The organism is Fictibacillus phosphorivorans, assembly GCF_001619875.1.
GTDB lineage: Bacteria > Bacillota > Bacilli > Bacillales > Fictibacillaceae > Fictibacillus > Fictibacillus phosphorivorans_B.
This window is the reverse complement of the sequence record NZ_LRFC01000006.1, coordinates 36,571-62,156: the sequence shown is the minus strand read 5'-3', so window position 1 is coordinate 62,156 and position 25,586 is coordinate 36,571. Positions and strand designations below refer to the sequence as shown.

The following is a 25,586-nucleotide window of genomic DNA, read 5'->3' as shown; positions in this document are numbered from 1 at the left end:
AAGTATCTCGGGGATTTTATTATTAAAACATCTTATCTGGCTTTTGTTTATTAAGGAAATTTTTTAAATCGGCTTTTGAAACATACCACCGATTACCGTCTTTCACTCCATTCAGTTCACCTGTTTTTATCCAATTTCTTATCTTATCACTGGAGATATACGAATTTTTAAATGGACTATCTTCATCGTATCTACAAATATTCATGATCGTTTCATTGTTAAGAAGTTTATTTTCATTAATGTTTTTTAACTGGACAGATTCAATAAACTTTTGTTGTTTTAGTTTTTCATCTTTCTCCTGTTTAACTCGAGCTAATTCATAAAACCTATTTACTTCAGCAGCGATATCTAACCGTTCTGTCTCTTTTCTCATACTCCAATTTTTAAATTTTTCATTTCCTTTAAAAATATAGAGAGTAAGAGTATCACCATAGGGAATATGTATATACGTTTTTCCCATAATAAGATGATTTGATAAGATTGAAGTAGGATTACCTTCACCGACTTTAACACATATTCTTAATTCTTCAGCAAAAACATTACATCCGCTTGTAGGTAATATTGGTTGTGGTTCACCCTGTTCTTTAAGCCACTTCCATGCACACCAATTCATAATACCAATTCTTTCATTTCCCTTAGAGTCTCTAGCAGCCCGGTAGAAAAAATAATCATGAATACCTTCATCATTAAATTGCTTTTTTCCTGGGATCTCATAAATAGGACAAGGTTTTACATCAACATCAATGTACCCTTTGGATAATAATGCTGCTAATTCGTACCATGATCTCTCATATCCCCTCTTACTCCACCATCCACCCTTTTCGGTCAAAATTTTTTCAACATGCTCAATTTCCCAATTAATTGATTTCTTTTTAATTGATTCGATGAGTGCTGAGTTATCCTCTTCAAGATATAGTGTAGTAAGTTTAAAAACTTCTTTTTGTTTAAACTCACTCATAAAGAACCAATAGCATAAATAGTTCATAAAATTTATATAGAAAGTAGTATATTCTTCTTCTTGAACAACGTTTTCAACTACTTGAAGTACACTTATTTCTTCAATCTCCTTAATTACCATTTCGTGAGTATGTTTATTGTCCAGTATAAATTCTAACGGAATAATGATTGAATCGTCTCTCATATTTCTTCCTCCTTTCGTAAAAAGAAAACAACATCTCCACCTGACATTTTCGCCAAATGGAGATGTTTACCCTTTTTATAACTAAACTATAAATGCATCAAAAGCGGGAGTTCTCAACATATTATTTCTAGTCCAGTTCCTTATCTTTACTCTTGCTTTAATTTTCGGTTCTATATAAGTATAATTACTGTCCTCTTCTTGAATGATGCTACTGGCCACATTATAAAAAGCTTTTCTGTCAGTTGGAGTAGTACCTAATTCTAAAACACCAGCTGTACGGAGTTTACCGTGTTCCTCAACCGAACATAACCACCCAAATTTTTCTTTTCTGTATCCCGTAATATATACATCAACATACTTCCAGTTGATCACTTTTAACCAATTTTTTGAACGATGATTAACTACATATGTAGAATCAATATGTTTTGCAACCATGCCTTCAAGATCTATATTCTTGATAGCTTCAAAATACTTCTCTCCATGCTCTTTGATATATCTTATTTTTGAAACAATCTCCGTATCTGTTAATACAGATTCCAGTATAAGCTTTCTTTCTAATAAAGTGAGGTTTTTTAAATCTTCACCATCATAATGTAAAATATCCCAAACTACATAGTTAACCGGCAGCAACTTCCGCTTTTCAAATTTCCTGGTCATAAACCGTTCCATACAGAGCTCCCAATCAATTTTCTTACTTTCTGGATCATAAACGATAATCTCACCATCCAGGACAAAATCTTCTTTGATTGGAATATCAAACAGCTCAGGGAAGCGTTCGGTCACATCATTATGATGTCTAGTACAAATTTTGATCTTTCCTTTAAATTTTGAAACTGTAATTCTAATCCCATCCATTTTGGGTTCATATATCCAATCAGAATTAGAAAATGGCTCACTCTTATGAAGTAACATAGGACTTAAATACATATTAATCACCTGCACATATTCTATCAATAAGCAGGTAAACAAAGAATCATTTTGGATGTGGGAATTAGAGGGAAATTATATAACCTAAATAAAAAAGCACTCTTATCCAGAGTACTTTTTTAATAGAATGGTTATATATTATTTTTCAAGCAACTTAATACAATTAGTACTGCTATGGGATTGAGCAATGGCAAGTGCGCTTATCCCTTCTGCATTTGATAATGGTGTTGTTCCTGAATTAAGGAAATACCTAACGATATGTGATTGGTCAACGATAATAGCAGCGGTAAAAGCATTTTCACCAATTTCATTGTGTTTAAATACATCACTATTTAGTTCATAGAGCGCTTTCACCATAGTTATGTCTCCATGAAACGATGCATATATTAATGCTGTATTACCAAATTTCATTCTATCGTTTATGTCCATATCCTTTTTCATGAGTATGGACCTTGCAATTAAAGGTCGGCAATAGGATGAGTACCACTCTTTATCTCCAAATATTATCTGATATTTTGGTTCTATTTCGTTTCGTTGATTGAGTTCAGCGTATATCTCTGATTCTTGAAAATCATCTTCTAATTCTTCCTTTATACTTTCTAATTCATTTAAGAACATTTCCGGATTAAAACCATACTCACTATTCTTTAAATCACCATCAATATACTTCTTTTCAAAAAGTTCTTTCATGCCATTGATAATTGCGCCTTTTCCTTCTTTAGCAATATGAACCAAATCATTAACATGAAGCTCAAAATCATGTATTACTAGTAAATTATAAATAGCTTTTGCTTTAAGAGATATGGTATTATCGGTCATTACTTTAGATACCATAGAAGAAATAACATCTGTCATAATAGAATGAAAAACCTCTTCTTCATGTTCTTCATCATCGTCATCTCCGAATAATTCCTCATTTTCAAATGGTGATAGTTCTTCTATTTCTGTTTTTAAAAGCATATAAGGGTGGCTACCTTCTGAAGAAATAAAGTCATATTCCGTATGTAAGTACTCCATTGTACTTTGCATTGGATTCTTTGAATCTTTAATAATCGGACATTCCTCTGGATGAATAATAATGAAATTTACTCCTTTAGTGGTCTGAATATAGTCTATAAATTCACTGAGAATATCATCATTAAATTCTTCTTGATAGGTTTCTTCAATCACCAAATCCGTTAATACTGCAACTCTTCCCCATATCGGCAGTCTTTTATCTTCTGTTGCAATGATATCCAGAAAATCTTTAGGTTCTTCAATTACAAAAAAACTTTCAATGCAATGACAAATTTGAGCAGATATCATATCCGCTGATATTAAAATGCTTCGATGGGAGATCTTATTATCAAGAATATGCCCTTTAATTTCAGCTAAACATATATCCTCATCTGTATCTATTTCATTTCCAAACGCTTTTAGACTAAACTCTAAACTCTCTCGAGCTTCAATATCATTGTAAATATCTTTAACTTCTAATCTGGAGTAATAAATTTCCGGATGCATATATTAGCTCCTTTCTAACTTTACAGAGATTATATTGATAAATTCTGCTGTCAAAATAAAAAACCTTCTTGTTCTACTTTAAATTTGTATTTAGGCAAGTTTATGGTAAGCAAAAAAACCGTTCATAGCACAAGCTACAAACGGTTTTACATTTAAAATAAACTTAATTGTTCAAGTGAAAGCGGATCTTGATTATCATCTGTACTTACTTCTGCTGTGAATTCTTCAAATATTTCTTCTTCCCCTCTTATTACCTCTAGATTCTTTGTTCTCTTTAAGTCATAACACCGACAACGTTCTTTCATATCTGGTTTTGTTTCAGCGAAACAACACTCTTTCCTGCCATAATCGCATTCAGCGTATCTGTGGCAGCAGCTGAAATATGGTTCCATTATTACGCTCCCTCCAAAAACATTTCATTAATGGACAATTGAGGGTTTATACAGCCTTCTAATCCGCTAAGAAACATTAAGTTTTGTTTGATTATACCCACCGTAGACATATGTTCTGGTGCTTCTACACGTTCTCCATTTGGGATATATACCTTACGACCATCATCATACTTCCGAGCGTTTAAAAACGCTGTAGAATCAGCTGAGAAGATGCCGTAATCAATAAGTAATTCATCAGCAATCCCTAACAAATGAAAGTTTACGTTTGGGTATCGATTTGTTACTCGATTAAGCACATCTCTTATGAAGTCTTTTCTCTTGCTTACATAAGGCACAAGACCGCCAATAAAGACTATCTCATGCTCTTCCCGAACTATAGTGTCCAATTCCCCTAAAGAATCCGTACATTGCCATACAGGATAGATTTTGGCGTCTGTGAGTGCTTTTAGTTTCGTATAGTTCTCTCTTGTCTTTTCAGCATTCCCTATGCAATCTAAAGGCAGGAAACCTATGATCCTGGGATTGTCTTTGTTTGCATTCATAAAACGTGCATACCCTTCCAATACCATATCATCGAGACTTTCTTCACTGAATAAGTCATGCTGAAGCTTTTGCCGTTTCTTTTTCTTTTGGTTAAACAATGTGAATGCACCGCTATCAATTAAACAGTACATATCATGTTCGTCGAGTTTCTGCAGGCAATTTGGGGATTCCAAAATACTCATGTAATTATAGAGTACATATTTACCGTTAATCTCTTTATAGAGTTTCATAACTGCCGGATCTCGTTCAAGACCACTAGCAAAGAATCGAGTCCCGAGTAAAGAAAGTCTGTATAGTCCATTCTTTAAAAGCTGCAACTTTGAATTCTTTTCAAAACAGGCATATACGATAGCAAAGATAGCGGAAGAAAACTTACTGAATTTCTCCATATCTTCTCGTATGCTCGTTCTTGAAAAGAAGAAAAAACTAATCGCTTTACGAATAGTTTTACGATTAATCTTCAATGGGTCTTTACTCTTGTCTGTTTTAAATGACAGGCTATCTTTACCGTATCCTACTACATAATTCATGCAGCCTTTAGCGGTTTGGAAAAACCCTCTTTTTGTAACTTTACGTTGAAATTCCCGCTCAACCTTTCGAGCATTTAAACTGTACTCTGCGTACATGATTAATCCTCCTTATAAGAAAAGGAGAGTTAATGAAAACTCCCCTTCAAAAGTTTATATTTAGAATTTATCGTTCATGAAAAGATAAACTCTGAATAAAGCTATCCCGGTAAATGCTAGTCCCATCAGTTTTGCAACTACGGAACGAACTATTTTTATTACGACGATCAAAGCGATTATCGCTACAATCCATAATCCTACCGATGTGTTTTGTAATGCATTAATTAGAAATTCCATGCTAATACCCCCGTTTTATGAGATTCGGAAAGAATGTGTTTCAAAAATTTGTCCCCTAACTTTTGTAAAATATCCACATCTCATTAAAGTAGATGTGAAACTTCAAATCGTTTTCTTTAATAACACAATGTTTATCCTCGATAGCAAGAACCTCTCCACAATATGAATGGTGAAGGGTGCTGGCACTTATGACATCACCAATCGCTACCTCATTTTTAAATTGCTGAACACCTATTTCGTTCATCTGTTTCTCCTTCTGCCTTATAAAATGAAGGCTAGTTGATTGTTTTGGTTTTTCTGTACGGGAACAACAAAACTTTGATCTATTGTTTTCCTTACTTTTTGTTTCATCAATGTATAAGCCACTTCAATTCCAATCGCTTTAACAACGTTTGCCGCTACTGATTGCCCTAGTAGTCTTGTTCTTTGATTTTCAGAAACATTCTCAGGAAAAGAGAACCATTCCGGAACATCTAAAAACTTGGCAATTTCATCAGAACGAAAAGGTCTCCATAATGAAGGATTCTCTGGATGAACAAAATAGCTGCTGGTTACATTGATTTTTGAATAGTTGGCAATAAAACAACTAACCTTCTTGTCGTTTAGGCCAACTAATGTTCGATTCTTCTCCGCGGTGAAATTGTTATTTCCGCTTTTATTTAGAAGATGCTGCATGGTAGAACCTTCTATCTTTCTCCAATCTCCTTCTTCCCAATCGTTACCGATTATTTGTTGAACGGTTGTTCGTCTATGCTCTGGTAAGCTCTGAACAGCGGGAAATTGAAAGTCTTCATTATCTGCAAAAGCAACCGCATAACCTCTTCGTCTACCCGCTACAGCTCCCATATCAAATGCGTCTATATTTGACACATTCCAAAACGGAAACATCGGGGCAAGTAATCCCTTTAGTTGTTCAAAAGAACGCGATTTAAAGTACTGTGGCACTTGTTCAATAATGATCGCCTTACAACCTGTTGCCATTACAACCCTTGCAAAATGAACACCTAAACCTTCCAGTACACCTTTTCCTAGTTGACCGAGTGCTGAAAATTCAACGCACGGTGGTGACAACCAACTTACATCTACTGAAGGGATATAAGCAGGATTTATACTCCGAAGATCACCAAAGTATAAAGAACCATTTGAGAAATTGTGTAGATAAGAATCTACTGCTAAATCCCAAATATCCGCTCCCATCTTGCTCTCAAAATAACCCGTCTCCTCTAATGCAGCACTAGCTACTCCTGCGCCGGACGGAAAACTCGCAAAAGTAAGTTTCTTTAAAGGTTGTTCTCCTTCTAGTCGAGGCTGACCAATCACACACAAATCAAAGGAAAGTTCTTTACGAATGACGATTGTTGAATCAGATACCAGGATGTCTATTTTTTCTTTTGCTCGAAAAAGAATACCTAAGTCACCGTTACAATAATCAATCAAAGGTCTATGTTCTTTCCATGACGGTCTCTTACGTTTGGCCACTTTATAAGATGGGTCCTCTGTTTTTTGAATAACGAGAGCATTATTAGTAATCGTATAAGAGATATGTTCTCCAACTGCAAAATTACCCGCTTCTAAGACAGTAGATTCTAAGAAAATACGGGGGTTTCCATTTCTTTCAGAAGTCCGTAGGTTTCTGATCATCTTCACTTTGCTATCCAATACTTTTCCTCCTAACGAAAAACAGAACCACTATGCAGCGGCTCTGTTCGTAGATTTTATTAATCATTTAAACTACGGAGGAATGAATCATGCTTTTCCTCGATATAGTCTTCATATTCCTTATCCGTTAAATGAGTAAGGTTCCTAACCTCATAACCAAATACCTTAGCTGGTATCATAGGCTGTTCATTCACTTCACTTTTTGGTGTGTTTATATTTATCTCTCCCTATAAATTAATAGCAATTTGATTATTTGATTCATCGAACAAGGGTGTACTGAAGTCAACAAAACAGCCACATCCACCCTCATCATGTTTTAAGTCAAAGATATCTTCCTCATTAGTAGAGCCTTTATGTCCGCTTAAATCCCTTGAAAATTGACTTAGCGGGTAAGCACTACCTTTTCTCTTCATAAAGCCATATTGCTGAATGAAAAGATCTGTAGGAATATATACTTTTGGCCTTTTAGCTCTACCATAAAAATAATCACGGTAAGCATCATCCAATTTCTCATGCCACAAAGCTTTAACATCTTCTGTCAAACCGTCTACTTCTAAATTCTTAATGTAGTGGTATTCAGAAACATAAAGCTTCAAATAGTGTTCTTGTTCTACAAGTTCTTTAAACACTTCAGGCATTGTAGATCTCAGTCGTTTAAAATGACTCATACCAGCTTTAACACATCTGCCATTACAATTATTGTGACTAAATCCATAATCATAGAGAATAGGCTGACGTATGGAGTATTCTTCTAATACTGGGGCATGTTCAAACCAAAGCTGATTGATCAGAGGCATTTCAACCTTAAACGGTTGCCAGTTTTTTTGTATCGGAGCGGCTCTATGAGATTCCATAAACCCAATACCAAAGTACAGGATTGCTTCTGTTGTAAAGTCCTCATGTTTTAGATATTGTTTATTCCGCCACTTTTCAATGTTTGGCCGCTTCCCCTTTTTCAAGTAATCTGCAGCAACTTTCATTTTTAAGTATTTGGAACAATTACCGATCCGACTATTAAAGATAACCTTCTGCTCAAACATCAGCTGGACAGGAGTTAAGCCCATGCTATGCGTTAATAAAGGAAGTTCCATTTTATCTGAAGCTTCATTTATAAATCGATAAAGGTCCATACTTTCCCACAACGTATCGGTAAAATAAAGCAATATATTATCATTCGGAAAGTTCTTCTTTACATAATCTGCTACTGAGAAACTAGATAGTCCTCCGCTGAAGAATATGATGTGATTTTTCACTTCTCTATCCCCTTTTTGATTTTTTATGAGTAAAGCCACTGTGGATCAGCGTACACATTATAAATAGGTTTTCTTGGCTCCAGAAGTTGAAGTCCAGTAATCACCTTTTGTGCTTGCTGCCGATTCATATTTTTGAAGTCACCATCAGGGAACTTAGATAGAAAGTAATCTTTTACTCTATCTTCTCCTACATGCTCAACTAATCTCTTGATTCGATTTGTCTGTTTTTCAGTTGGCAAATGGTTAACGTAGAAGTTAAATAATAACGACTTTAAGTCATTAAAATCTTCTTCTATTAAGCCAGGCTCATACATACAATCTGAAAACCATAGGCTTCCATCTAAGCGTATACAGCCAACTTCAAAGGCTTTAATGCCTTTTCGCCCCTTGCCTATAAAATCTTCTAAACAAGCAAACTCTTCTTTATTCATATAGTGCAAGTTAGGAGATAAATCATTCTTCCCAAACACTGTTGCACCATCTAATCCAACACGTACAGCTATTGGAAATCCATTAATACATTGGAGATTTCTAAATGCAGCCGTTACTTCGCCTTTTGTTTTGAATATCCATTTCGGATAATTCTTTTTCATCAAAACACCTCAATTCGAAAAGAGATTGATATCTCTGTTCTTTCGGTATGCATGTCGTCCCATAAAGAAAACTTCATCAGCTTGATAGATTGGATCTCGGGTAGTAGAATCCAAGAAAAACTCTGTTAGATACGGGTTATACAATACCTTTACAAAGTCTTGTGGAAATTCAGTATTAACCGCTACCAACTCGCCGCGAACATAAGCATGAACCCGCTTCCTTTTCTCCTTAACCGTTTTTTGTCTACCACTCTCAGAAACATGAAATGAAGCATTTTTAAGTAGTACAGTACTACAATGAGCTAATACAAGACCTGTCTTTGAACAACGAATGCTATAACCGTTATCCAAATGAAGATTCTTATAAATATCTACGCGCTGCCCGATAGAGATTTCTCTACCCTTATAAGGTTCAAAGAATTTTTCAACCTGTTTAACAGCGACAATATCCTCTCTGTGGTACTCGTATCCTCTTGTTTCTCCCATTTTTGCTATGATCGCATAAGCGATTCCTCTATCTGAATCATAATCCCACCCTCTAAATTCACCACGAATGACTACATGAGATTCATCACCAAAATCATTACTTTCTAAAATGGTGACTTCATAGTACTCACCTGGTGTGTCTAATAAATCAGCGGGATGCTTACTAGATATTCGATTTGGTTCACGGATCATACTCAACGGAATAGCGATATGCATTGTCTTTTTTCCTCCTAGAATAGAAAAAGCAAAGAAACCTAATGGCTCCTTTGCTCTACTCATTTTATTTTGTTAGTACATATCTAACTTCAGCAATCCTTCTTACCATTTTTTAATACTGCCCTATTAATCTTTTAGTACATGTTCGAAGTTCCAGTGGTTTTCGAAATACTGGCGACACTCTGTAGCAAAAGTAATACTCGTTTTCTTTTCAAGCTCTTTCCAGCTATCAGTGAACCAAAGTGTTACTTCTCCCATGTCGTCAACTTCAAAAGGATCTTCAACTTCGTATGCACCAATTGAATCACTACTGATTGCAATTGATCTTATGTTACCTCCATTGGATACCGACATTAGTAATACCATACAGTTTCCACCGGTATTAATAATTTCTGCTTCCTTAATCTTCATTAAACTGCTATGTCTGTTATCTTCTAATTCAATATCAACATAACTAATAGCTTTTTCTGCTGTATCAAATACGAGCTGTTCCTCTCCTTCATCCTCAAGAGGTACATATTCTCCTATCATTTTGTAGAAGACACCAATTACCCATTCATCATGCTCTGACTTCTTCAACACATGATATTTTGGGTATTGATCATTAAAGTAAGGAATCATAATATGGAAACTTAAATAATTTCCTAATTCATTTTGAACCCATTTTGAATCTTCTTGATCATCCATTTCATTAGATTCTTCTTTTTCCTTATATGGCACAAATTCCGGAATTTCGGTATCTCCCATTTGCATTGGTGCCAGTGTTGGCAATAGATTATTAGCTAAATATGTTTGGTCTCTACAATACATAATAAATCCCATAGATGTTTCAATCAGAAGTTCATCAAAGAAGTTCGTGATTTTCACACTTTCATATTTATATTTCATAATAAAAGCGCATACCTGTTCAACAGTGTTTGCAATCATTACTTGTTCACCGTCTACATATCCATAAACGAATTCATTCATAAGTTAATTCCTCCTGAAATTGAAAAAGCAAAGAAACATAAACGTCTCTTTGCTCTTAAAAAATTTTATTATGTTAGCACATACTAACTTCAGCAACTCTTCTTACAGTTTTTTATATTAGCCCCGATATCTTATTTGGAATGACGGTATATCTTCGAAATGTTTAATAATTCTTTGTTTTAAACGCTTCTGACTTTAACCAATGTGCTTGTGCGTTCTTTAATTCCTCTGCGGTATCTTTATACCCCATCAATAAAGCAGATTGAATAATTAACTTGTTACCTATAAAAAATAGAATATCGGCTAAGTAAACCTTTAATTTCATCTGTTTACCTCCTGCACATAATATGTCAAATCAACAGTTAATCATTATTAACCATAGACTTTTCATACTGTTCAATTTGTTCGTATGTTAACCACTCAGGTTTATCCTCTTCAGTAAAACCATTATACAGTTCCTTCATTTTTGCGATCTGCTCTTTTTCATCATTTGCCCATAAATTCTTGGGGTTTCTGTTTCCATTGCCTAAATAATAATCACAATCGGTTCTTAACCTGTCTAATAACATATAGTTAAAACGATTTTCAGGACTTGGCCTCTCCACAGTTTGGTTAAAACGGATTTCTAAATCACTGTCGATTGGGAAACCAGGTTCACCTTCAAAAACATTTCCACAGCAATATAAAGATGGGTTGTCACTCCCAAGTGTTATGTCTTTATACAAGTGATTTGTTTCAATACATTTATAAACGGGTCTAGCCCAATCGTCCACACCTACTAATTCCATAGTTCTTTTGTTGCTAATTTCTGCTGTATTTTTGTCCATTTTCCATTCCTCCTATATATTTTTTAATGAGACGCTTAATCTACCCACCTTTCCGCAGACAACAAAAAAGCAGCCTTTGGAAGAATCTGATTTTAGACACAATGGTAGTGTCAAAATCAGTCCAAAGACTGCAGTAGTTTGTTAGTTCCGCAATTAAAGAATTGCACAAAAATAAAAAATCAAAAAGTATTACAAGTAAATTATAGCAATTTCCATAAATACTTACAATTCCTTTTTATTTGAATTGCTCAACTGCTATTTTTGCTGAAAAAGGAGTTATTCATCTTATAAATAGCAAAGTGATTTTCCATTTTTCCAAGGTAGATCGTTTTCGGAAATTTCTTCTGGTATAGATTTAATTTCACTTTTTACATAATTAATTTCTAAAGCTCTTTTTTCATGTTCAACCTCTGCAATGATCTTATGCTGAAATGAGATACTTATCTTTTGGCGGTACCAGTTATCATAACAATCTCTAAAGTAAAATTTAAATACGATATCACTACCCCATGTATTGTAACGCTCGGGAAACTCATCGGAGTCATATGATCCTTTTTCATAAAAGAAGAGATTAATTACAAAAGGTTTATTGCAGTAGAGAATAGGAGTTACACTATAAATTTCATGGTCTGCACTAAAATACGTTGATTCAATATCCCCAATATACAAATCATATAATTCACGCATTCCAACATTCTCAATGGATATAGCTGTCCTCGCAGTATCTTCTATATCCTTTCTCTCTCGTTTTTTAGATTCCTTAGTAAAGTTAAAGTCTAATTGGATATATTTATTTTTATAATCATATTCCCCACCACTTTTTACATTCATGTATGGGAGGGCCTTCCTTTTATTTTCATATTGAATTTCTTTTCGCTGATTTTTTAACGTTATCTTAATACCAATATACGCTAAAATCCCTCCTATTACCCCTCCAGTAAAAGACCCCATCCATTGTACCCAATCACTTAAATGGTTAGTGTTTATTACTCCGATTGGTGTTGAAACAAATACAAAAATGTATGATGACCAAAAGCCTATTACAAAGAGAACAAAAATGGCTAAAACAATATATAAATCTGGATATTTATCAAAAAACTTTTTCATACACTCGCTCCCCTAATTAAAATACTACTAATTTTTTACGTTTGTATAATCTCCTCTATATTAAATTAAACACTAAAATTCTACTTTAGTTAATAGTCCAAAAAAATGACTGCTCGGTGGCACACTATCAATCAGCTGACTCCTTGTCCACTTATTACTAGCTTAAGAATTTAGATTACATTTTTCTTTAGAATATAAAAAAAGCTGCACTCTTAAGCGAGTACAGCTCGAATTTCTTGCGGTTGACTTTCCTTTAATCTGATTTTAGGTAAAGTGTATTTAAAAAATTTCTCTTTAGTTGAGGATTGCTCTTTATTTCCCTTTAGAGAAGAAAAGTAACGTTCCTTTGCAGTTTCGTAAATTTCGTCGATTTCTTTTTTGATCAGTTTCGCTTCTTTTTTACTATGAGCGTCTAATAACTCAATAAACAACTCATTTACTTTTTGATCTTCTTCCTTAGTAAGAATGTCTTTCATTCTTGGCATAGTCCGTTTCTCCTTTCAACGATTTACATGAATAAAATCCGTCAATTGTTATGTATATTATATCATATTATGCTTTAACATCCATAATATGTAAGGTTAAGCAAGGAACAGAAACATTACTTTTGTTCCTGCTTTTTGTCAGACTCTATAACTTCATCGTTATAACCTTTAACAGCATCAATTGTTAATTCGTTTTTACTGTTATTAGTAGAAGCCTCTAATTTAGCAATTGCACCTTCACCAGCATAACCGCCTAAGATAGCCGTTAAAATCACTCTTTCCAATCCATTAGGATCTGCAACAATGACAACTGCCAAAGCAGCAACAGCACCAAAGGCGAAATCGTACAAGAAACCAGGGTCAAATGTACGTTTTGTATTACGTGGTTTTTTAATCGTTTTGTTACGCTTAATGTGTGTTAAAACTCCCATAAATCCCCCAACCATTGTAGCAATAATTAAATTTGTTAACATAATTCCATCATCCTCTCTTTATTTTGTGCCGCAAAAGACAACAAAAAAAGCCCTTGGGATGACAGATTTCACCACAAAAAAACTTGGTAAAATCCATCTACCCAAAGGCAGCAGTCGTCTCTTTTAAACCCGCTAATTCCAAATGGAATTGCAAAAAAATTAAAAAATTAAAAAGTATTACAATTTGATGCTACTATATATTTACATTTAATACAATATTTTATTTTCATGAAAAAAACCTATGTATTCTTTTGCACATAGGTTAATTGATATTTACTATTATTTTATTTATAAGGGATTTCTTTGTTTTTTTACCCAATTTTAAGAGATTACTTTGTTAGCACTTTTTTACTTTCTTCTATATAGAGTTGAAGAAAATTCTGTAAGAGTTCCACATTAGAGTTTAAATGCGTTTTATCAATATTTTTATAATCATTGCCTATTTCCAGTAATCCCTTAATACGTATATTAGACTGAATATTTTCAGCAATTATAAATAAAATACTTTCCATTTGTTTATCAAATAAATCTTGATCTTCGCTGCACATGTATTTTAGGTCAATTTGCTTTATTAATTTCTTGATAGTCTTATTTATTAAGTCTAATTCATCATTTGCATTTCCTATAATATGAATGGCCAATTCTTCATTATTTTCATCAATATTCATAATATCTAATCCTATTTTCTTCAAAAAAACACCTCGCAACATACTATCTGAATTTCCATTTATAGTAACATATTTTAGGTATAAATACTTAATTCCTAAGTCTTAATTGTTGATAATTTGCTTGGTTAAATCAAATACTTTTTCTTTGATGCTGGAAGATACGACACTCATATCAAAACCATTTGCAGAATTGATATAGCCGGGTATCGAATGTATATTCATTCCCTGTTCTTTCGCTAAGCTCTCTGCTTCACGATACATGCTAATGTAGTTATAATCTCCAAAAACATAAGCAACACGGCAAAGGCCTTCTGAAATGAGCAAATATTGTATACTCCTACCTCCAATAAAGGCATGGACTAAATATCGTCCATACTTATCTGTCAGTTCAGCGTTTGGATCATATTCAATTTCGATTTCTTTGCCTTCCACAAGGTTATTTAAAAAAGCAGCGGCTTCTTTACCGTAAAGTTGCTGTTCTTTCGTAGATTCAGGTGAATTTACCCCTAGTAGACGCCCTGTATATTCTTTGCCCGAAGAATCTCTGTAGACAAGAGTATCGCCGTCTATTACACGAATAACAAAAACCTTTTTTCTCTCCTGCTTATTTGCTACTTCTGCTGCAGGCTCTTGTGGTTGCTCTCCAGTTGTACCCGGTATGGTTAGATTAGGTGTATTCTCAACTTCTATGTTTGTTTCATATTTAGGAATTTGCTTATAGGACATTGCCTTTTCTTCTAACTGACAGGCTGTAAGTAAGAGTAAAGTGCAGCTGATGATTATTAATTTCTTCATAAATAACTCCTTATTCTATAATGGTAATAGGACGTTTTGTAACTTTTGAGATATATTTAATGCATTCAATAATGGGGTACTTCACTAACTCGTATTTTTGGCTGTACTTTACTGATTCTTTTGTTTCTAACCATTTAACCAGTTCCATCAATGTAAGTTCTTTGCGTTCCAACTTATTAAAATGACGAAGTACAAGCTCTTTCCAAATACGGCCGGATGTTTCGATGTAAACTTCTCCAGGTACTGGATGATTCAAAATATCTTCAATCATTTTTAGCTTTCTTTTTTCATCAGATTTAGATTGGTTCATTTAATCCTCCTAATACGCGAAAAAACCCAAAACAGCCATAAAAATATGGTCGTCTTGGGTCATTCCCACTATTTATTAATTTATCTTTATTTTACCATATAACCTTTGTTAAATCTCGTATTTTTCCTTTAAAATATTTAATACAACGTCTTCCATAGAGATATTATCCTTTTCAGAATCCTGCTTGATTTTCTTTTTCAAACCAGATGGAGCAGCAATAGTAATGATTTCAAGATCACTGTCGATGAACACACCATCGTGCCGGACTATAATGTTACCTTCTTCTAAAGAATTATTTAAAGTGGAAAGCTGGATCTCATTAATTTCTTCTTTAATTAATATCGGCTTAACTTCAACCTCAATAAAATGATCCTCTCTTAAATTAAGCTTTAAGTTTTTAGGACCTAAGTTACGATAGAACAGCTCAATTATTGAATACACATCTTCTGAAGGTTTAAAAGTAAACTTTGCATATCCACGTTTATGAATATAATCATGGTCTTTAATAAGGTATACTGGCTTGTAGCCTTCAGGTTTAATATCCTCTATGGAAATATCTTCGTTTTGGGAGGTTGATAAGTACGGATCACCATTTTGATTTAAGAGTATTCGATTATTCCTATTCCCCTCTTTGTCTTCAAATGATTGGAACCAAGCATAACCCGTTTCTTTATCATAAAAGTCTTTACGTTCCCGCTTCTGTTTACTTTCATAAGACAGTTTAAATCTTTCTAATTCTTCTGGAGAAATGAAATTAAGCTCTCTACCGCGATACGTTTTCTTTTCCGCATGAATTAAGCCTTTGTTGATGTATTGTGTAATGGTTGTTTTATGCAAACCTAGCAATTCAGCAGCTTCTCCAGTACTAATCCCAGGTTTCGCGAGTTCCTTCTTTAATTCAAGAACATCATCTTCATAAAAGAGTTTGGTAGCATCTATATGCCAGTTGTCACCATAAACAGGTTTCAATTTACCCTCTTTAACATATTTATGAATGGTAGAGGATTTAACTCCTAGTTTTTCAGCTGCATCTTTTGTTGTGATCATACCGCGTTCGATTTTATCCATTTTATCACCTTATTTCTTAAACTTACTCTTTAGAGATTTAACATTCTTAAATGTAATAACTTTAAACGTTCCTTCAACTTAAAATATATTGTAGTGGATTGTCTAATTCTATAAAATATTAGTATGAATTATTTCAGGAGGGACGTACAATGCTTTCAACTGTAAAAGTGTACTTACTCGAACTAGATGGAGATGATCCTGATTATTTTGATGGATTATTTAGAATAGATTCATTACAATATTTTGATGAAAAAGGTAATGTAGTTGATTATGATGATTCAAAATGGTCAGGATTTTTCAATTATGATTATCAAACAGCACAAGAGTTGAAAAATGATTTATCGACTCGTTTAGAAGTTGATCCTAAAAATATTGAAATTATATAGTACCTAAAAAATTTTGAGGTCTCTTTTTTTTGCTGTTTACTATTTATTATTCAATAATATAACATCTTTATCTATTATGAAGAAAGGAAGAAGACAAGATCTTCTCCCTTAAGCATGAACCTTTATAAGTCTTTTTTCTTTTGCATATTCAATCATTTCATTAACCACTATATCTACCTGTTTTTTTGTAGCATTTTGAATGGCTTTTCTACGATATATCCTTTTTAGGAGTAAGCTATCATCACCAATTAATAAGTCGATTTCAACAGTCTGGGTTCGGGTAAACCTTCTTACTTCAACCCGCACACCCGCTCTATGTTCTGTAAGATGATAGGAAGTTATTTTTATCGCATGTTTTCCAAAACGAAATTTTTTGTCTGTTGTTTGATAGGATTCTCTCATACACGTATTCCCTTCCCTAGATTATATGAGTTCATCTGAAGTCGGCAATAAGTAAGCAATGAGTTTATTTAGAAACCGACTTTTCTGCTTCTTCCAAGGTATCAAAGAGTCTATGAGTATCACGTTCGGTTAAAGAATAAGCACTTCCATTGGTATCATGACTGACAATAATAGCTTTTATCTTATTCCTCGTAACGCTTATAACTACAGGTATAATTTCTTTCCCATTTACGAAGAATGCGGTTTTACCGTTTTCCCATCCAAAATCTTTCTCCCATTTTTGACGACCTTTGATTAACTTTTCAATGCTTGTTCGCTTCGAAGGTTTTTCAAGAGCACGTTTTACGTAAGCGGCTGCCACACCATTAGGCATTGCTACTTTAATAGGAAAGTTCTGACTCGGCTTAATGTCGTAAATAATTCCAATCTCCCCTGTATCTTTAACCTTTACTGGACGTCCTAGCTTTAGGTCTTCATCACTTATTAATGGTCCTTCTGTAATACTATATTTATAGAATGGAAATTTTTTTGACAGCTGTTCAATCACTTTTTGTTTTCCTAATTCCAATAGCTCTTTTTCATTCATACTTTCGTCTACTTTTACTTCGACTGTTACAGGAGATAGTTCATAGGTAATTGTCTTTATTGTTAGCATAATCAAACAACCCTTCTTAAAGTTTTTTAGTAAATTAGCCCCTGAGATTTAAAGTTGTCTCAAACTGTAACTCCTACCCTCCTTGATGTTTGGAAAATCCTTACTTGATTTCCTATTAACAAATTTATCATCTCTAACATATATTGTCTAGTTAAATATATATCTATGTTAAAACAAAGTTAAAAATATAATATTAGTTAATTAAATATTAGTAGACAAATAACCTATTTTTCTAGTAACCTAGTATCTAACAGATACTAAAAAAATGACAAAAAGTGTTGTCATTATTAATAATTAGAAATACATATATGAAGAAATAGATTACATTAAACAGGTGGTGATAGAATTGGATTTTAACAATGAATTAATAAAGAACAGTAAGAATGAGTTAACTACTAATAGATTTAATTCTTCTAGGGACATTTCAACATTAACCTCGTTAATGGTAGATAACTCTATGTTTAAACAACTGAATGATGTAATAGATGAAAGCGGAGAAAATGACTTTTCATCATTCAACGATTTAGAAATGATATATTTTTATGTTCATCAGCAGAAGGATCTTAATGATAATAAAAATAGAATGGAAAATACGAAGAAGGAATATGTTCGAGATCTGCTTATCTTCTACAAACAGATACTGGAACAATCGAATCAAATTGAATTGTCGATAGAGGCATTTGAGGAATATCAAATATTGAAGCGGTTGAGTCATAGAAATATAAGGAAGTACCAGGAATGGATTAAACAAGCTCCATTAGGTAAAAGTGGAAAACCTTATGCGGTTGCAACACTTAACCGGAAGATGGTCATAATCAAAGGTTTCTTTTATTTCCTTTACAGTAACGGGTATATCTCCTTGCCGCTACATGAAAAGATGCTTTCAAGCAATGTAAGAGCATCTGATCGACCAGACAAAGAAATGAGTTCTGTCGAGTTTCTTCTATTATTAAGGTATTTTAAAAATCATCCTATTCTCTATAGCCTAATTTCCGTTTTAGGAACAACTGGTTTACGCGTACAGGAGTTATGTAAATTAAGAGTATGCGATTTATCATATGTAGATGGCGGGTACTGGCTGAAGGTTATGGGAAAAGGTCGAAAAGAGAGAGAAGTTCTGATTCATGAAAATGTACTGGAGACCATTAAGGCATTTAGACAAAGACGAAGAGTAAAGTTAAAGTTGGACCGAAGCGATACCTCCCCGCTGTTTACTACAGCAAAAGGAAAAGCTTATACCTATAAGTATCTGTCTAATTACATTACTCAGAAGATTAATGCAGCTGATATAGATTTTATTAGAATGAGATCCACACCTATTACTTGTCATACATTCAGGCATTGTTTTGCTTTAATATCTGCAGAACAAGGAGCAGAGTTATTAGCAATAAAAGAATCTCTCGGCCACTCGGATATTAAAACGACAATGATCTATCTACAGAGAAAGATGGCAAGGAAGAATAATGCAGCACATACCTGGAAGGATTCAAACATTATAAAAAACATATAAGAGGTCTCATTTATGAAAAAGTCTTGGTTTCAAACACATAGAGAAAATTATAAAAAACGAAGCGAAGAACGTTATTTAGAAAAGCAATCTGAAAAACTTACTAAGCAGTTAAACATGAGTTCATACCAAATCATAAACGGCCAAATTAAGCAGATAAAAGCAGATTTCCTAAATGGAGCAAGTGAAATAACATCTCAAGCTGCATATATAAAATCGGTCCCTATATGTACTGCTGAAGCTTTAATTGATATTTTAAAAGATCTCTCCTATAATGTTAAATCAATCTTTATTAATTTTTGTGAATTTAAAGATGGCGTTTCAATGGAGACCATTTTATATTTAAATCAAGAAATTCCTATAAAACTTACGGTATGTGAAATTATATATAATAATCCTTGTGAAATTAGAATCTCTGCTGCCTATAAGGAAGCATTACAATTAGCTATAGAATCATATTAACAAAAAAGTGCCTTCCAGCAGAATCTTCTTGGGCAAGCGTAACAGCTGGTAAAATTACAATTTCCAAAAACATTAAAAACGATCAGATTTATTCTGATCGTTTTTTAACTCATGCTTGTTTGTATGAGCTGTAACTATTGTAATTAAATACTTTTTAAAACATTTTTAATTTCTACTGCTCGTTTTTGAGCCCATTGAAGATCGTACACTATTTTATATAAATCTTCTTTTGAACTTATAGGTAGATGGTAAGACTTTATACAAACCCCTTCCCTAAAAGGGCCACCTATTCGTATTTCCATATTTAATTCACCTTTTATTTCATAAGTCGTTCCAGCTGGAATCTGTGATTTTAATTCTAAGTATTTTTTAAAATTAAATATAAAGGCATTAATATACTTTTGTATTTCGAATTCGCATATTTTTACGAAAGTTCCATTATACCTAAAATCAGGACCTTTAAAATAAAATTCAATGTACCAACTATCCTTAGTTACTTCTAATTTCCCTTGTGAGTAGTTGGGTAGTTTTTCAGTATATACACCATTCATTCTTCATTACCACCATTTTATAGTACTTAGATTCAGCTAAGTTTATTATCTACATATTCAATAATCGATTTGTATTCATCATTTTCTATTGGTTTTTTCATTATAACGTCAAGTATATTTTGATTCAATTCGCTCAATTTAGATTTTTCATTAAGTTCCATAATCCTCTTTAATTCAATTTTTAAGGTATCTAAATCTTCTTTTATACATTTAATTTCTATTCTTTGAATATAACTAATAAAATGCCCACTACCTGTGATCAAAGCGAAGAAAACAAAAATGGGTGTAGTTTCTTTAGGTGCTAGAAACATAAATAATAAACAAGGGCCAGTCATAAGATAGGATAAATTTATAAACAATCTAATTTTTTCTAGTATGGATATGCCTTTTGATTTCTTATAAACTAATCTTACAATTTCACTTCTGATTGTAGATTCCTGTTCCTTAGAAAGATTTTCATTCATTAGTTACCTCCATTTTACTGTTGCTGAAACAATAGCAACAAATATTGCAGCAATAACTGCGGCAGTTGAATAACTTTGCTATTCCTCGTATATAACGTCTAAATTTCCTAAATAAAAACATCACCCAATTTAGTATCTGACCATTTATAACCTAAGAACTGCCATATTATATCCGAACCCAATTACTATATCACTTTTTCCAATGTAGTTTATATATCGGTAAAACAATGGTCAAAGTTATAGTTACTTTTATAAAAAAAGATACAGCCAATATGACTGTATCTTTAAAACTAACTCTTATTTCTTAATGCTTGTTTTTTTAGCATCGTTCAGCAAATCATTAAAATACTTTGTGCCTTCCGCGAAATCTCTTTCATTAACTTTTTTCTTGCCATTATATAATTCCGTAGCTTCTGTCTTCTTGCGGTCAAGGCTATTAAGCTGTCCTAAATAGTTTTTCTCAATACCGGCTACTTTAGTTTTATAACTTTCAGGATTACGATTCTTCAATTGTTCAATATCTAGGTCGATGATCTTCATGTTTTTTTCATTTTTTAATTGAAGCTGATCGTTATCAATAGTGTATAATGCAGATTGATATTCAAGAATAGCTGTTAAATTTTTAAAATCTTTTGCTACTCCTAGCATTGCAAGAGCAACTTTATATTCTTCAGTACCCTTTGACTTTTCCATTTGCTTACGGAATTCATCAACTTTTTGGTACTGAACTTTTTCCATCTGCTTTAGACTGTTTTCTTTGTTTTGTAGTTCTCTAGTTATCGTTTCACTTTTTGATTTTGCTGCAGCTGTTACCATGTCTTTTTCCTTTGTCCATTCTTTTACTTGTGACTGGTACTTAGCATCAGCTGTTTTACGATCAATTTGTTTTGCTTCTTCATAATTCTTTTTGATTTTCTCTAGTTTTAAATCAAGTTTCTTATATTCAAGCTGTAAATCTGAATACTGTTTATCTTTGATAGCTTTGTAATCATTTTTAATGCTATCTCCAAGGCTACCTAAGTACATATTTTTAGAGATTAATAAGTCACTGAATACTTGTGCTTCATTTTTTGCATAAGCTGCATTTACTTCTAATGGTGAATTACCTACGGCTCCGATTATTCCAAAACTCAATGCACAAGCCAAAACAAATTTCTTATTCAATTTAAATTCCTCCAGTGTTATCAGTAATATTGGCGTTGTACAAAACAACTAGTTAAAAAGTTCACCCCTTTCAAAAAATCCAATGAATGCATTAATCATTCTTTTGTTTCGGGAGGTACTCCAGATATTTATTTGATTTGATCACCATCTCTGTAGTGTTCTTATCTTTGTAAATGTTCTTCTTTAATCCGCCCCAGGCCACAATATCTTTACCAATTAGCTGTTCATCTCTGTAAGTAAAATGCTTAAAATATTTATCAAATACTACTAAATTAAAAGAAACATTATTAGTGGGTTTGAACGATATATAATATACTTTCTCACGCCTTATAACGTTCTCTACAGTTCCGTAAACAAAATAACTCATAGAATCCACAACTTCGTCTGCCCAGAGCAAGTCATGTGCTTTTTCTTGGTTTATGACGATTTGCGAGAGTGGGACTTTCTTGCTCTTAACGCTTACTAATATGGAAGCAAGAATATCAGGTTCATATGATGTCAAAAGCTTAACGATCGATTTAAGCGAGCTTATACTGTTCGGTGTAGGAGACTCTTGTTTAACTTTTATTTCGTTTGGATCCTTTTCTTTCTTTTCTATTTCATCCCTCTCAATCTGTTTTCCCTCATAGTCTGGATCCAGCTTATTTAAATTCAACTTTACTATGTTCTCTTTCATTCCTTGATTAAGTAAATCTGATTGATACTCCTGAACCTTTTTTATACTCTCCTCAAAGGAAAGCGGTTTAAAAAAACCACATGAATCCATATGCTTGGATACATCATTTTTTCCAGTTGTTTTAAAATGCGGAATGGTTGTTTCGGATCCGTTTACGAAAATAACTGGAGCTTTACACGATTTATCTATACAAAACAAACGATGTCCATGAGTTTCTTGGCTATACTCTGCAGCGGTTACTACTCTTTGGTTGTGTAATAGTGCTGAGTTCATCTTTTATCCCTCCTGTTGTTTACATATTCAAACCTCGTCGTTTTCTTATTCGAGTCCCAAACTATGTAAGCGTCGTAAGTAGAGGTTTTATCTTTCTTCATAAATCCTTTTATTAGTGCAGTAGTTCCAGTTTCCAAGAGTTTCACTGCATTTGTTCTACTAATGGCTTTACCTGATATGGTCTTATATAGCTTAAATTCGCAGTTAGTGGTCTTATAGGATTGGCACCCATATACTGGTCCAACGTCAATTACTGTGTCGCCACAAAGCAGACAGGATCCTATTTTATCTGCTTCTTGTATATCATGAATGTAGTTGTCAAATTGCCAGGTTGTTGAGTTTTCCTTAAGGTCATCCACGACGTTATGAGTGATTTGTTTTGTCCTCTCAATAAAGGTCTTATAAGAACCCTTGCCCTTGCCGATCTGACTCAAATATCGTTCCATATTACCTGTTGATAGAACTGAAGTTAAATAGCTGCCATTCCCAAGAGCTTCAATTAAAATACGACCCTCTGGCTGCAGATAAATTAAGTTACTTTCCACATTTACATATCGTTTAGTGACTGTCGAAATTATATTTGCGCGGGTAGCGGGAGTACCTAAACTTAACTCACTATTTTTATAGTCTTCTTTCTCTCCGCAATATCGTCCAGGATTACTCATTACCTTGACCAAATCCCCTTGTGTAAATCGGGATGGTGGGCTTGTAGCACCTTCTTTTAGCTCGATGGAGGTAATGTGACCTTCTTCACCTTCAGACACATCAGGTAGCTGTATTTCATCAAACTGTCCCTGTTCATCTAGTTGTTCTTCGGGTAATCCATTATAAACGGATCTCCATCCTTCAAACTTTACCTGCTTTCCTTTGACTTTGAAGGTAAATCGATTTTGAACAGAAATTATAATTTCAGTAGAATTAAAGAGATAATCCGGATAGTGAGCAGCAATTATAGATTTGGCGATCATGTCAAAAATCAACCGTTCACCTTCTTGAAGGGTTGTAGGGTCAGTTTCCTCTTCTGTAAGGATAATTCCATAATGGTCAGTAACCTTATTGGAATCCACATACCGCTTATCATTTGAAATATCACCTGTGGCTCCTGGAACAAGATCCTTATACTCTTTGAGTTTAGATAAATTATTTAAAATGGTAGGCATCCAATTTGCTTCTTCTGGAGTTAAATACTGGCTATCTGTTCTCGGATAACTAATAATCGACTTATCATACAGACCTTGTGCATAGTTAAGGACATTTTCGGGAGATAATCCATAAAGACGGTTAGCCTCTGATTGAAGAGTAGAAAGATGATATAACTGTGGAGGTCTGGTGTTCTTTTCTTCTTTCAATGCGGAGTAAACCTTCACTGTGCTTCCCTCACAAAATTTCACAAGAGCTTGAGCAGATTCATGCTTAAATATGTGTTCACCGTCTTCTTTAAACCATTTTCCTCGTATGGTATAGTCCTCAAATTTAAAGTCAGCGTAGCAATCCCAAAATGGCATACTTTTAAAGTTTTCTATATCCATTTCACGATTGTAGATAATCCCCATCAAGGCTGTTTGAACTCTTCCTGCACTAAACGTCTTGTTTATTCCTTTTTGCTGTAAAAGGACTGTTAATACCCTTGTTGCGTTTATTCCAATCATAAAATCAGCTCGTTGCCGGGCTACAGCTTCCAAATACATGGGTTCGTATTTCTTATTGTCTTCCATTTCGTTCAGAGCTTTAATAACACTCGGTTTAGTAAGAGACTTCAACCAAAGCCTTTTGACAGGTTTTTTGTTATTTAAGTAATACAAAATCTCATCAATTAGAAGCTGTCCTTCTCTGCCTGCATCACCTGCATGAATAACAAGCTTAATCTCGTCATCATTAAGGAACTTCTTGAAAGCATTGAAGTAACTTTTAGTAGAACTCGATATTCTCAGCTTGAATTTTTCAGGAATAAAAGGAAGCGGCTCAATGGACCATTTACGTAGGTTTGAATCATATTCTTCTGGTTCACATACTTCTAGGATATGTCCCCGAGCACTAATCACTATGGCTCCCTGCGGAAACATTTCACACTGTCCAATAGCGATATGGTCTCCCTTATTTTGATGGGGAAAAGGGGCAGCGAGTTTCTTGGACTGATCGGGTTTTTCTGCACAAATCAATGAAAATGGAAAACTCATATATTACCTCCTTGCAATTGTCACTTACTGAAAAAATCTTATAATCCCAAATATTGTAATCACAAGGAGCGGATATAGTAATATGCTTGGTATAATAGCTCTGTTATTAAATTTTCCGCTTAGATGATAATAAAATAACGCTAACAATAAAATAACGAAAAAAATGCCCATTATGAGTGCACTATTCACACTAAAAAAGTTTGTTATTTCAACAATTTTTATACCCATCTAATCCTCCAAAACCCTTAAATTAAGCTGCAGCGCCATCCATACATTCAATACTTTTTTGAATAGCTCCGCTGGCACCAAATCCCTCATGGCATACAAACTGTTTGTTAAGGCTTTTGCATAAGTCTTTTACTATATCCATACTTACGTGACCTAACGCTCCATAGAGCATGACAACACAGTCGGCTTTCTTTACTAAACTCTTAAACTCTTTCTTGCTGCCGCCATTTCTAGACTTACCACAATGGAAAAGTACATTTAAACCATGTTTTTGTCCGATTTTCTTATACGTTCCTTCTTGAGATCCACCGAAAATAGCTACTGTTTTCTGCATAATAAAAACCTCCTGTAAATTTGTGTAAT

31 protein-coding genes are annotated in these 25,586 nt (G+C 33.7%); 3 read left to right on the top strand and 28 right to left on the bottom strand.

The features are described 5' to 3' along the window. Positions 1–22 precede the first annotated feature (22 nt). The 20 genes from AWM68_RS05875 to AWM68_RS05785 form a co-directional block, all read right to left on the bottom strand. The gene (locus tag AWM68_RS05875; protein WP_066238461.1) at positions 23–1,141 is read right to left on the bottom strand and encodes a helix-turn-helix domain-containing protein; all 1,119 of its coding nucleotides are present in this window, start codon (positions 1,139–1,141) and stop codon (positions 23–25) included. An 81-nt stretch (positions 1,142–1,222) separates the two neighbouring features. Then, positions 1,223–2,068, bottom strand: coding sequence for an RNA ligase family protein (locus AWM68_RS05870; RefSeq protein ID WP_066238458.1), 846 nt, complete (start codon positions 2,066–2,068; stop codon positions 1,223–1,225). Between the two features lie 138 nt (positions 2,069–2,206). Next, on the bottom strand, positions 2,207–3,571 hold the full coding sequence (locus AWM68_RS05865; RefSeq protein ID WP_066238455.1) for an ankyrin repeat domain-containing protein: 1,365 nt from the start codon (positions 3,569–3,571) through the stop codon (positions 2,207–2,209). A gap of 152 nt (positions 3,572–3,723) precedes the next feature. Then, the gene (locus AWM68_RS05860; RefSeq protein ID WP_066238452.1) at positions 3,724–3,963 is read right to left on the bottom strand and encodes a hypothetical protein; all 240 of its coding nucleotides are present in this window, start codon (positions 3,961–3,963) and stop codon (positions 3,724–3,726) included. 2 nt (positions 3,964–3,965) lie between these two features. Continuing rightward, the gene (locus AWM68_RS05855) at positions 3,966–5,132 is read right to left on the bottom strand and encodes a hypothetical protein (protein ID WP_066238450.1); all 1,167 of its coding nucleotides are present in this window, start codon (positions 5,130–5,132) and stop codon (positions 3,966–3,968) included. 292 nt (positions 5,133–5,424) lie between these two features. Continuing rightward, the gene (locus tag AWM68_RS05850) at positions 5,425–5,613 is read right to left on the bottom strand and encodes a hypothetical protein (RefSeq protein ID WP_066238445.1); all 189 of its coding nucleotides are present in this window, start codon (positions 5,611–5,613) and stop codon (positions 5,425–5,427) included. Between the two features lie 17 nt (positions 5,614–5,630). Beyond that, a complete protein-coding gene (locus AWM68_RS05845; RefSeq protein ID WP_066238442.1) occupies positions 5,631–7,028 on the bottom strand; it encodes a DNA cytosine methyltransferase in 1,398 nt (465 codons plus the stop codon). 227 nt (positions 7,029–7,255) lie between these two features. Further along, positions 7,256–8,281 (bottom strand): phosphoadenosine phosphosulfate reductase family protein, encoded by a 1,026-nt coding sequence (locus AWM68_RS05840; RefSeq protein ID WP_156488317.1) that lies wholly within the window; start codon positions 8,279–8,281, stop codon positions 7,256–7,258. A 23-nt stretch (positions 8,282–8,304) separates the two neighbouring features. Further along, positions 8,305–8,874: a hypothetical protein gene (locus AWM68_RS05835; protein ID WP_066238438.1), complete on the bottom strand. Its 570-nt coding sequence runs from the start codon at positions 8,872–8,874 to the stop codon at positions 8,305–8,307. Positions 8,875–8,883: 9 nt separating this feature from the next. Then, positions 8,884–9,576 carry a hypothetical protein gene (locus AWM68_RS05830; protein ID WP_066238435.1) on the bottom strand — a complete coding sequence of 231 codons (693 nt, stop codon included), beginning with the start codon at positions 9,574–9,576 and terminating at the stop codon, positions 8,884–8,886. 126 nt (positions 9,577–9,702) lie between these two features. Beyond that, on the bottom strand, positions 9,703–10,545 hold the full coding sequence (locus tag AWM68_RS05825) for a hypothetical protein (protein ID WP_066238429.1): 843 nt from the start codon (positions 10,543–10,545) through the stop codon (positions 9,703–9,705). A gap of 163 nt (positions 10,546–10,708) precedes the next feature. After that, complete coding sequence (locus tag AWM68_RS21295; protein WP_156488316.1) at positions 10,709–10,870, bottom strand: hypothetical protein; 162 nt, start codon at positions 10,868–10,870, stop codon at positions 10,709–10,711. A gap of 37 nt (positions 10,871–10,907) precedes the next feature. Further along, positions 10,908–11,372 (bottom strand): LPD11 domain-containing protein, encoded by a 465-nt coding sequence (locus AWM68_RS21855; RefSeq protein ID WP_231868376.1) that lies wholly within the window; start codon positions 11,370–11,372, stop codon positions 10,908–10,910. A 285-nt stretch (positions 11,373–11,657) separates the two neighbouring features. Further along, positions 11,658–12,479 carry a hypothetical protein gene (locus tag AWM68_RS05815; RefSeq protein ID WP_066238427.1) on the bottom strand — a complete coding sequence of 274 codons (822 nt, stop codon included), beginning with the start codon at positions 12,477–12,479 and terminating at the stop codon, positions 11,658–11,660. A 212-nt stretch (positions 12,480–12,691) separates the two neighbouring features. Then, positions 12,692–12,964, bottom strand: a complete 273-nt coding sequence (locus AWM68_RS05810) for a hypothetical protein (protein ID WP_066238422.1) — start codon at positions 12,962–12,964, stop codon at positions 12,692–12,694. A gap of 116 nt (positions 12,965–13,080) precedes the next feature. Further along, positions 13,081–13,437, bottom strand: coding sequence for a DUF4257 domain-containing protein (locus AWM68_RS05805; protein WP_066238419.1), 357 nt, complete (start codon positions 13,435–13,437; stop codon positions 13,081–13,083). A 329-nt stretch (positions 13,438–13,766) separates the two neighbouring features. Beyond that, entirely contained in the window at positions 13,767–14,129 is a 363-nt protein-coding gene (locus AWM68_RS05800; RefSeq protein ID WP_066238416.1) for a hypothetical protein, read from the bottom strand. 78 nt (positions 14,130–14,207) lie between these two features. Beyond that, positions 14,208–14,900, bottom strand: coding sequence for a thermonuclease family protein (locus AWM68_RS05795; protein WP_066238414.1), 693 nt, complete (start codon positions 14,898–14,900; stop codon positions 14,208–14,210). A 10-nt stretch (positions 14,901–14,910) separates the two neighbouring features. After that, positions 14,911–15,210 (bottom strand): hypothetical protein, encoded by a 300-nt coding sequence (locus AWM68_RS05790; protein ID WP_066238412.1) that lies wholly within the window; start codon positions 15,208–15,210, stop codon positions 14,911–14,913. 108 nt (positions 15,211–15,318) lie between these two features. Then, entirely contained in the window at positions 15,319–16,278 is a 960-nt protein-coding gene (locus AWM68_RS05785) for a helix-turn-helix domain-containing protein (RefSeq protein ID WP_066238409.1), read from the bottom strand. Between the two features lie 149 nt (positions 16,279–16,427). Here AWM68_RS05785 and AWM68_RS05780 point away from each other — a divergent pair, with 149 nt between their 5' ends. After that, positions 16,428–16,664, top strand: a complete 237-nt coding sequence (locus AWM68_RS05780; protein ID WP_066238406.1) for a hypothetical protein — start codon at positions 16,428–16,430, stop codon at positions 16,662–16,664. A 108-nt stretch (positions 16,665–16,772) separates the two neighbouring features. Here AWM68_RS05780 and AWM68_RS05775 read toward each other — a convergent pair whose 3' ends face one another. Both AWM68_RS05775 and AWM68_RS05770 read right to left on the bottom strand, forming a co-directional pair. After that, positions 16,773–17,066, bottom strand: a complete 294-nt coding sequence (locus AWM68_RS05775; RefSeq protein ID WP_066238403.1) for a hypothetical protein — start codon at positions 17,064–17,066, stop codon at positions 16,773–16,775. A gap of 64 nt (positions 17,067–17,130) precedes the next feature. Next, on the bottom strand, positions 17,131–17,721 hold the full coding sequence (locus tag AWM68_RS05770) for a hypothetical protein (protein WP_066238400.1): 591 nt from the start codon (positions 17,719–17,721) through the stop codon (positions 17,131–17,133). Positions 17,722–18,067: 346 nt separating this feature from the next. Between AWM68_RS05770 and AWM68_RS05765 the strand changes: the two genes are divergently transcribed. Then, entirely contained in the window at positions 18,068–19,231 is a 1,164-nt protein-coding gene (locus tag AWM68_RS05765) for a tyrosine-type recombinase/integrase (protein WP_066238397.1), read from the top strand. Positions 19,232–19,243: 12 nt separating this feature from the next. Further along, on the top strand, positions 19,244–19,690 hold the full coding sequence (locus AWM68_RS05760; protein WP_066238394.1) for a hypothetical protein: 447 nt from the start codon (positions 19,244–19,246) through the stop codon (positions 19,688–19,690). A 143-nt stretch (positions 19,691–19,833) separates the two neighbouring features. Here the strand turns inward: AWM68_RS05760 and AWM68_RS05755 are convergent, their stop codons facing one another. The 6 genes from AWM68_RS05755 to AWM68_RS05725 all read right to left on the bottom strand — a co-directional run bounded on the left by AWM68_RS05755 (position 19,834) and on the right by AWM68_RS05725 (position 25,557). Then, positions 19,834–20,241, bottom strand: coding sequence for a hypothetical protein (locus tag AWM68_RS05755; RefSeq protein ID WP_066238391.1), 408 nt, complete (start codon positions 20,239–20,241; stop codon positions 19,834–19,836). Positions 20,242–20,273: 32 nt separating this feature from the next. After that, positions 20,274–20,705: a hypothetical protein gene (locus AWM68_RS05750; protein ID WP_066238387.1), complete on the bottom strand. Its 432-nt coding sequence runs from the start codon at positions 20,703–20,705 to the stop codon at positions 20,274–20,276. A 297-nt stretch (positions 20,706–21,002) separates the two neighbouring features. Further along, positions 21,003–21,869, bottom strand: coding sequence for a hypothetical protein (locus AWM68_RS05745; protein WP_066238384.1), 867 nt, complete (start codon positions 21,867–21,869; stop codon positions 21,003–21,005). A 91-nt stretch (positions 21,870–21,960) separates the two neighbouring features. After that, positions 21,961–22,818: a hypothetical protein gene (locus AWM68_RS05740; protein WP_066238381.1), complete on the bottom strand. Its 858-nt coding sequence runs from the start codon at positions 22,816–22,818 to the stop codon at positions 21,961–21,963. Then, positions 22,815–24,995, bottom strand: a complete 2,181-nt coding sequence (locus AWM68_RS05735) for a type IA DNA topoisomerase (RefSeq protein ID WP_066238378.1) — start codon at positions 24,993–24,995, stop codon at positions 22,815–22,817. Before AWM68_RS05735 ends, AWM68_RS05740 begins: the two co-directional genes overlap by 4 nt. A gap of 250 nt (positions 24,996–25,245) precedes the next feature. After that, a complete protein-coding gene (locus AWM68_RS05725) occupies positions 25,246–25,557 on the bottom strand; it encodes a DUF2325 domain-containing protein (protein WP_066238372.1) in 312 nt (103 codons plus the stop codon). Positions 25,558–25,586 lie beyond the last annotated feature (29 nt).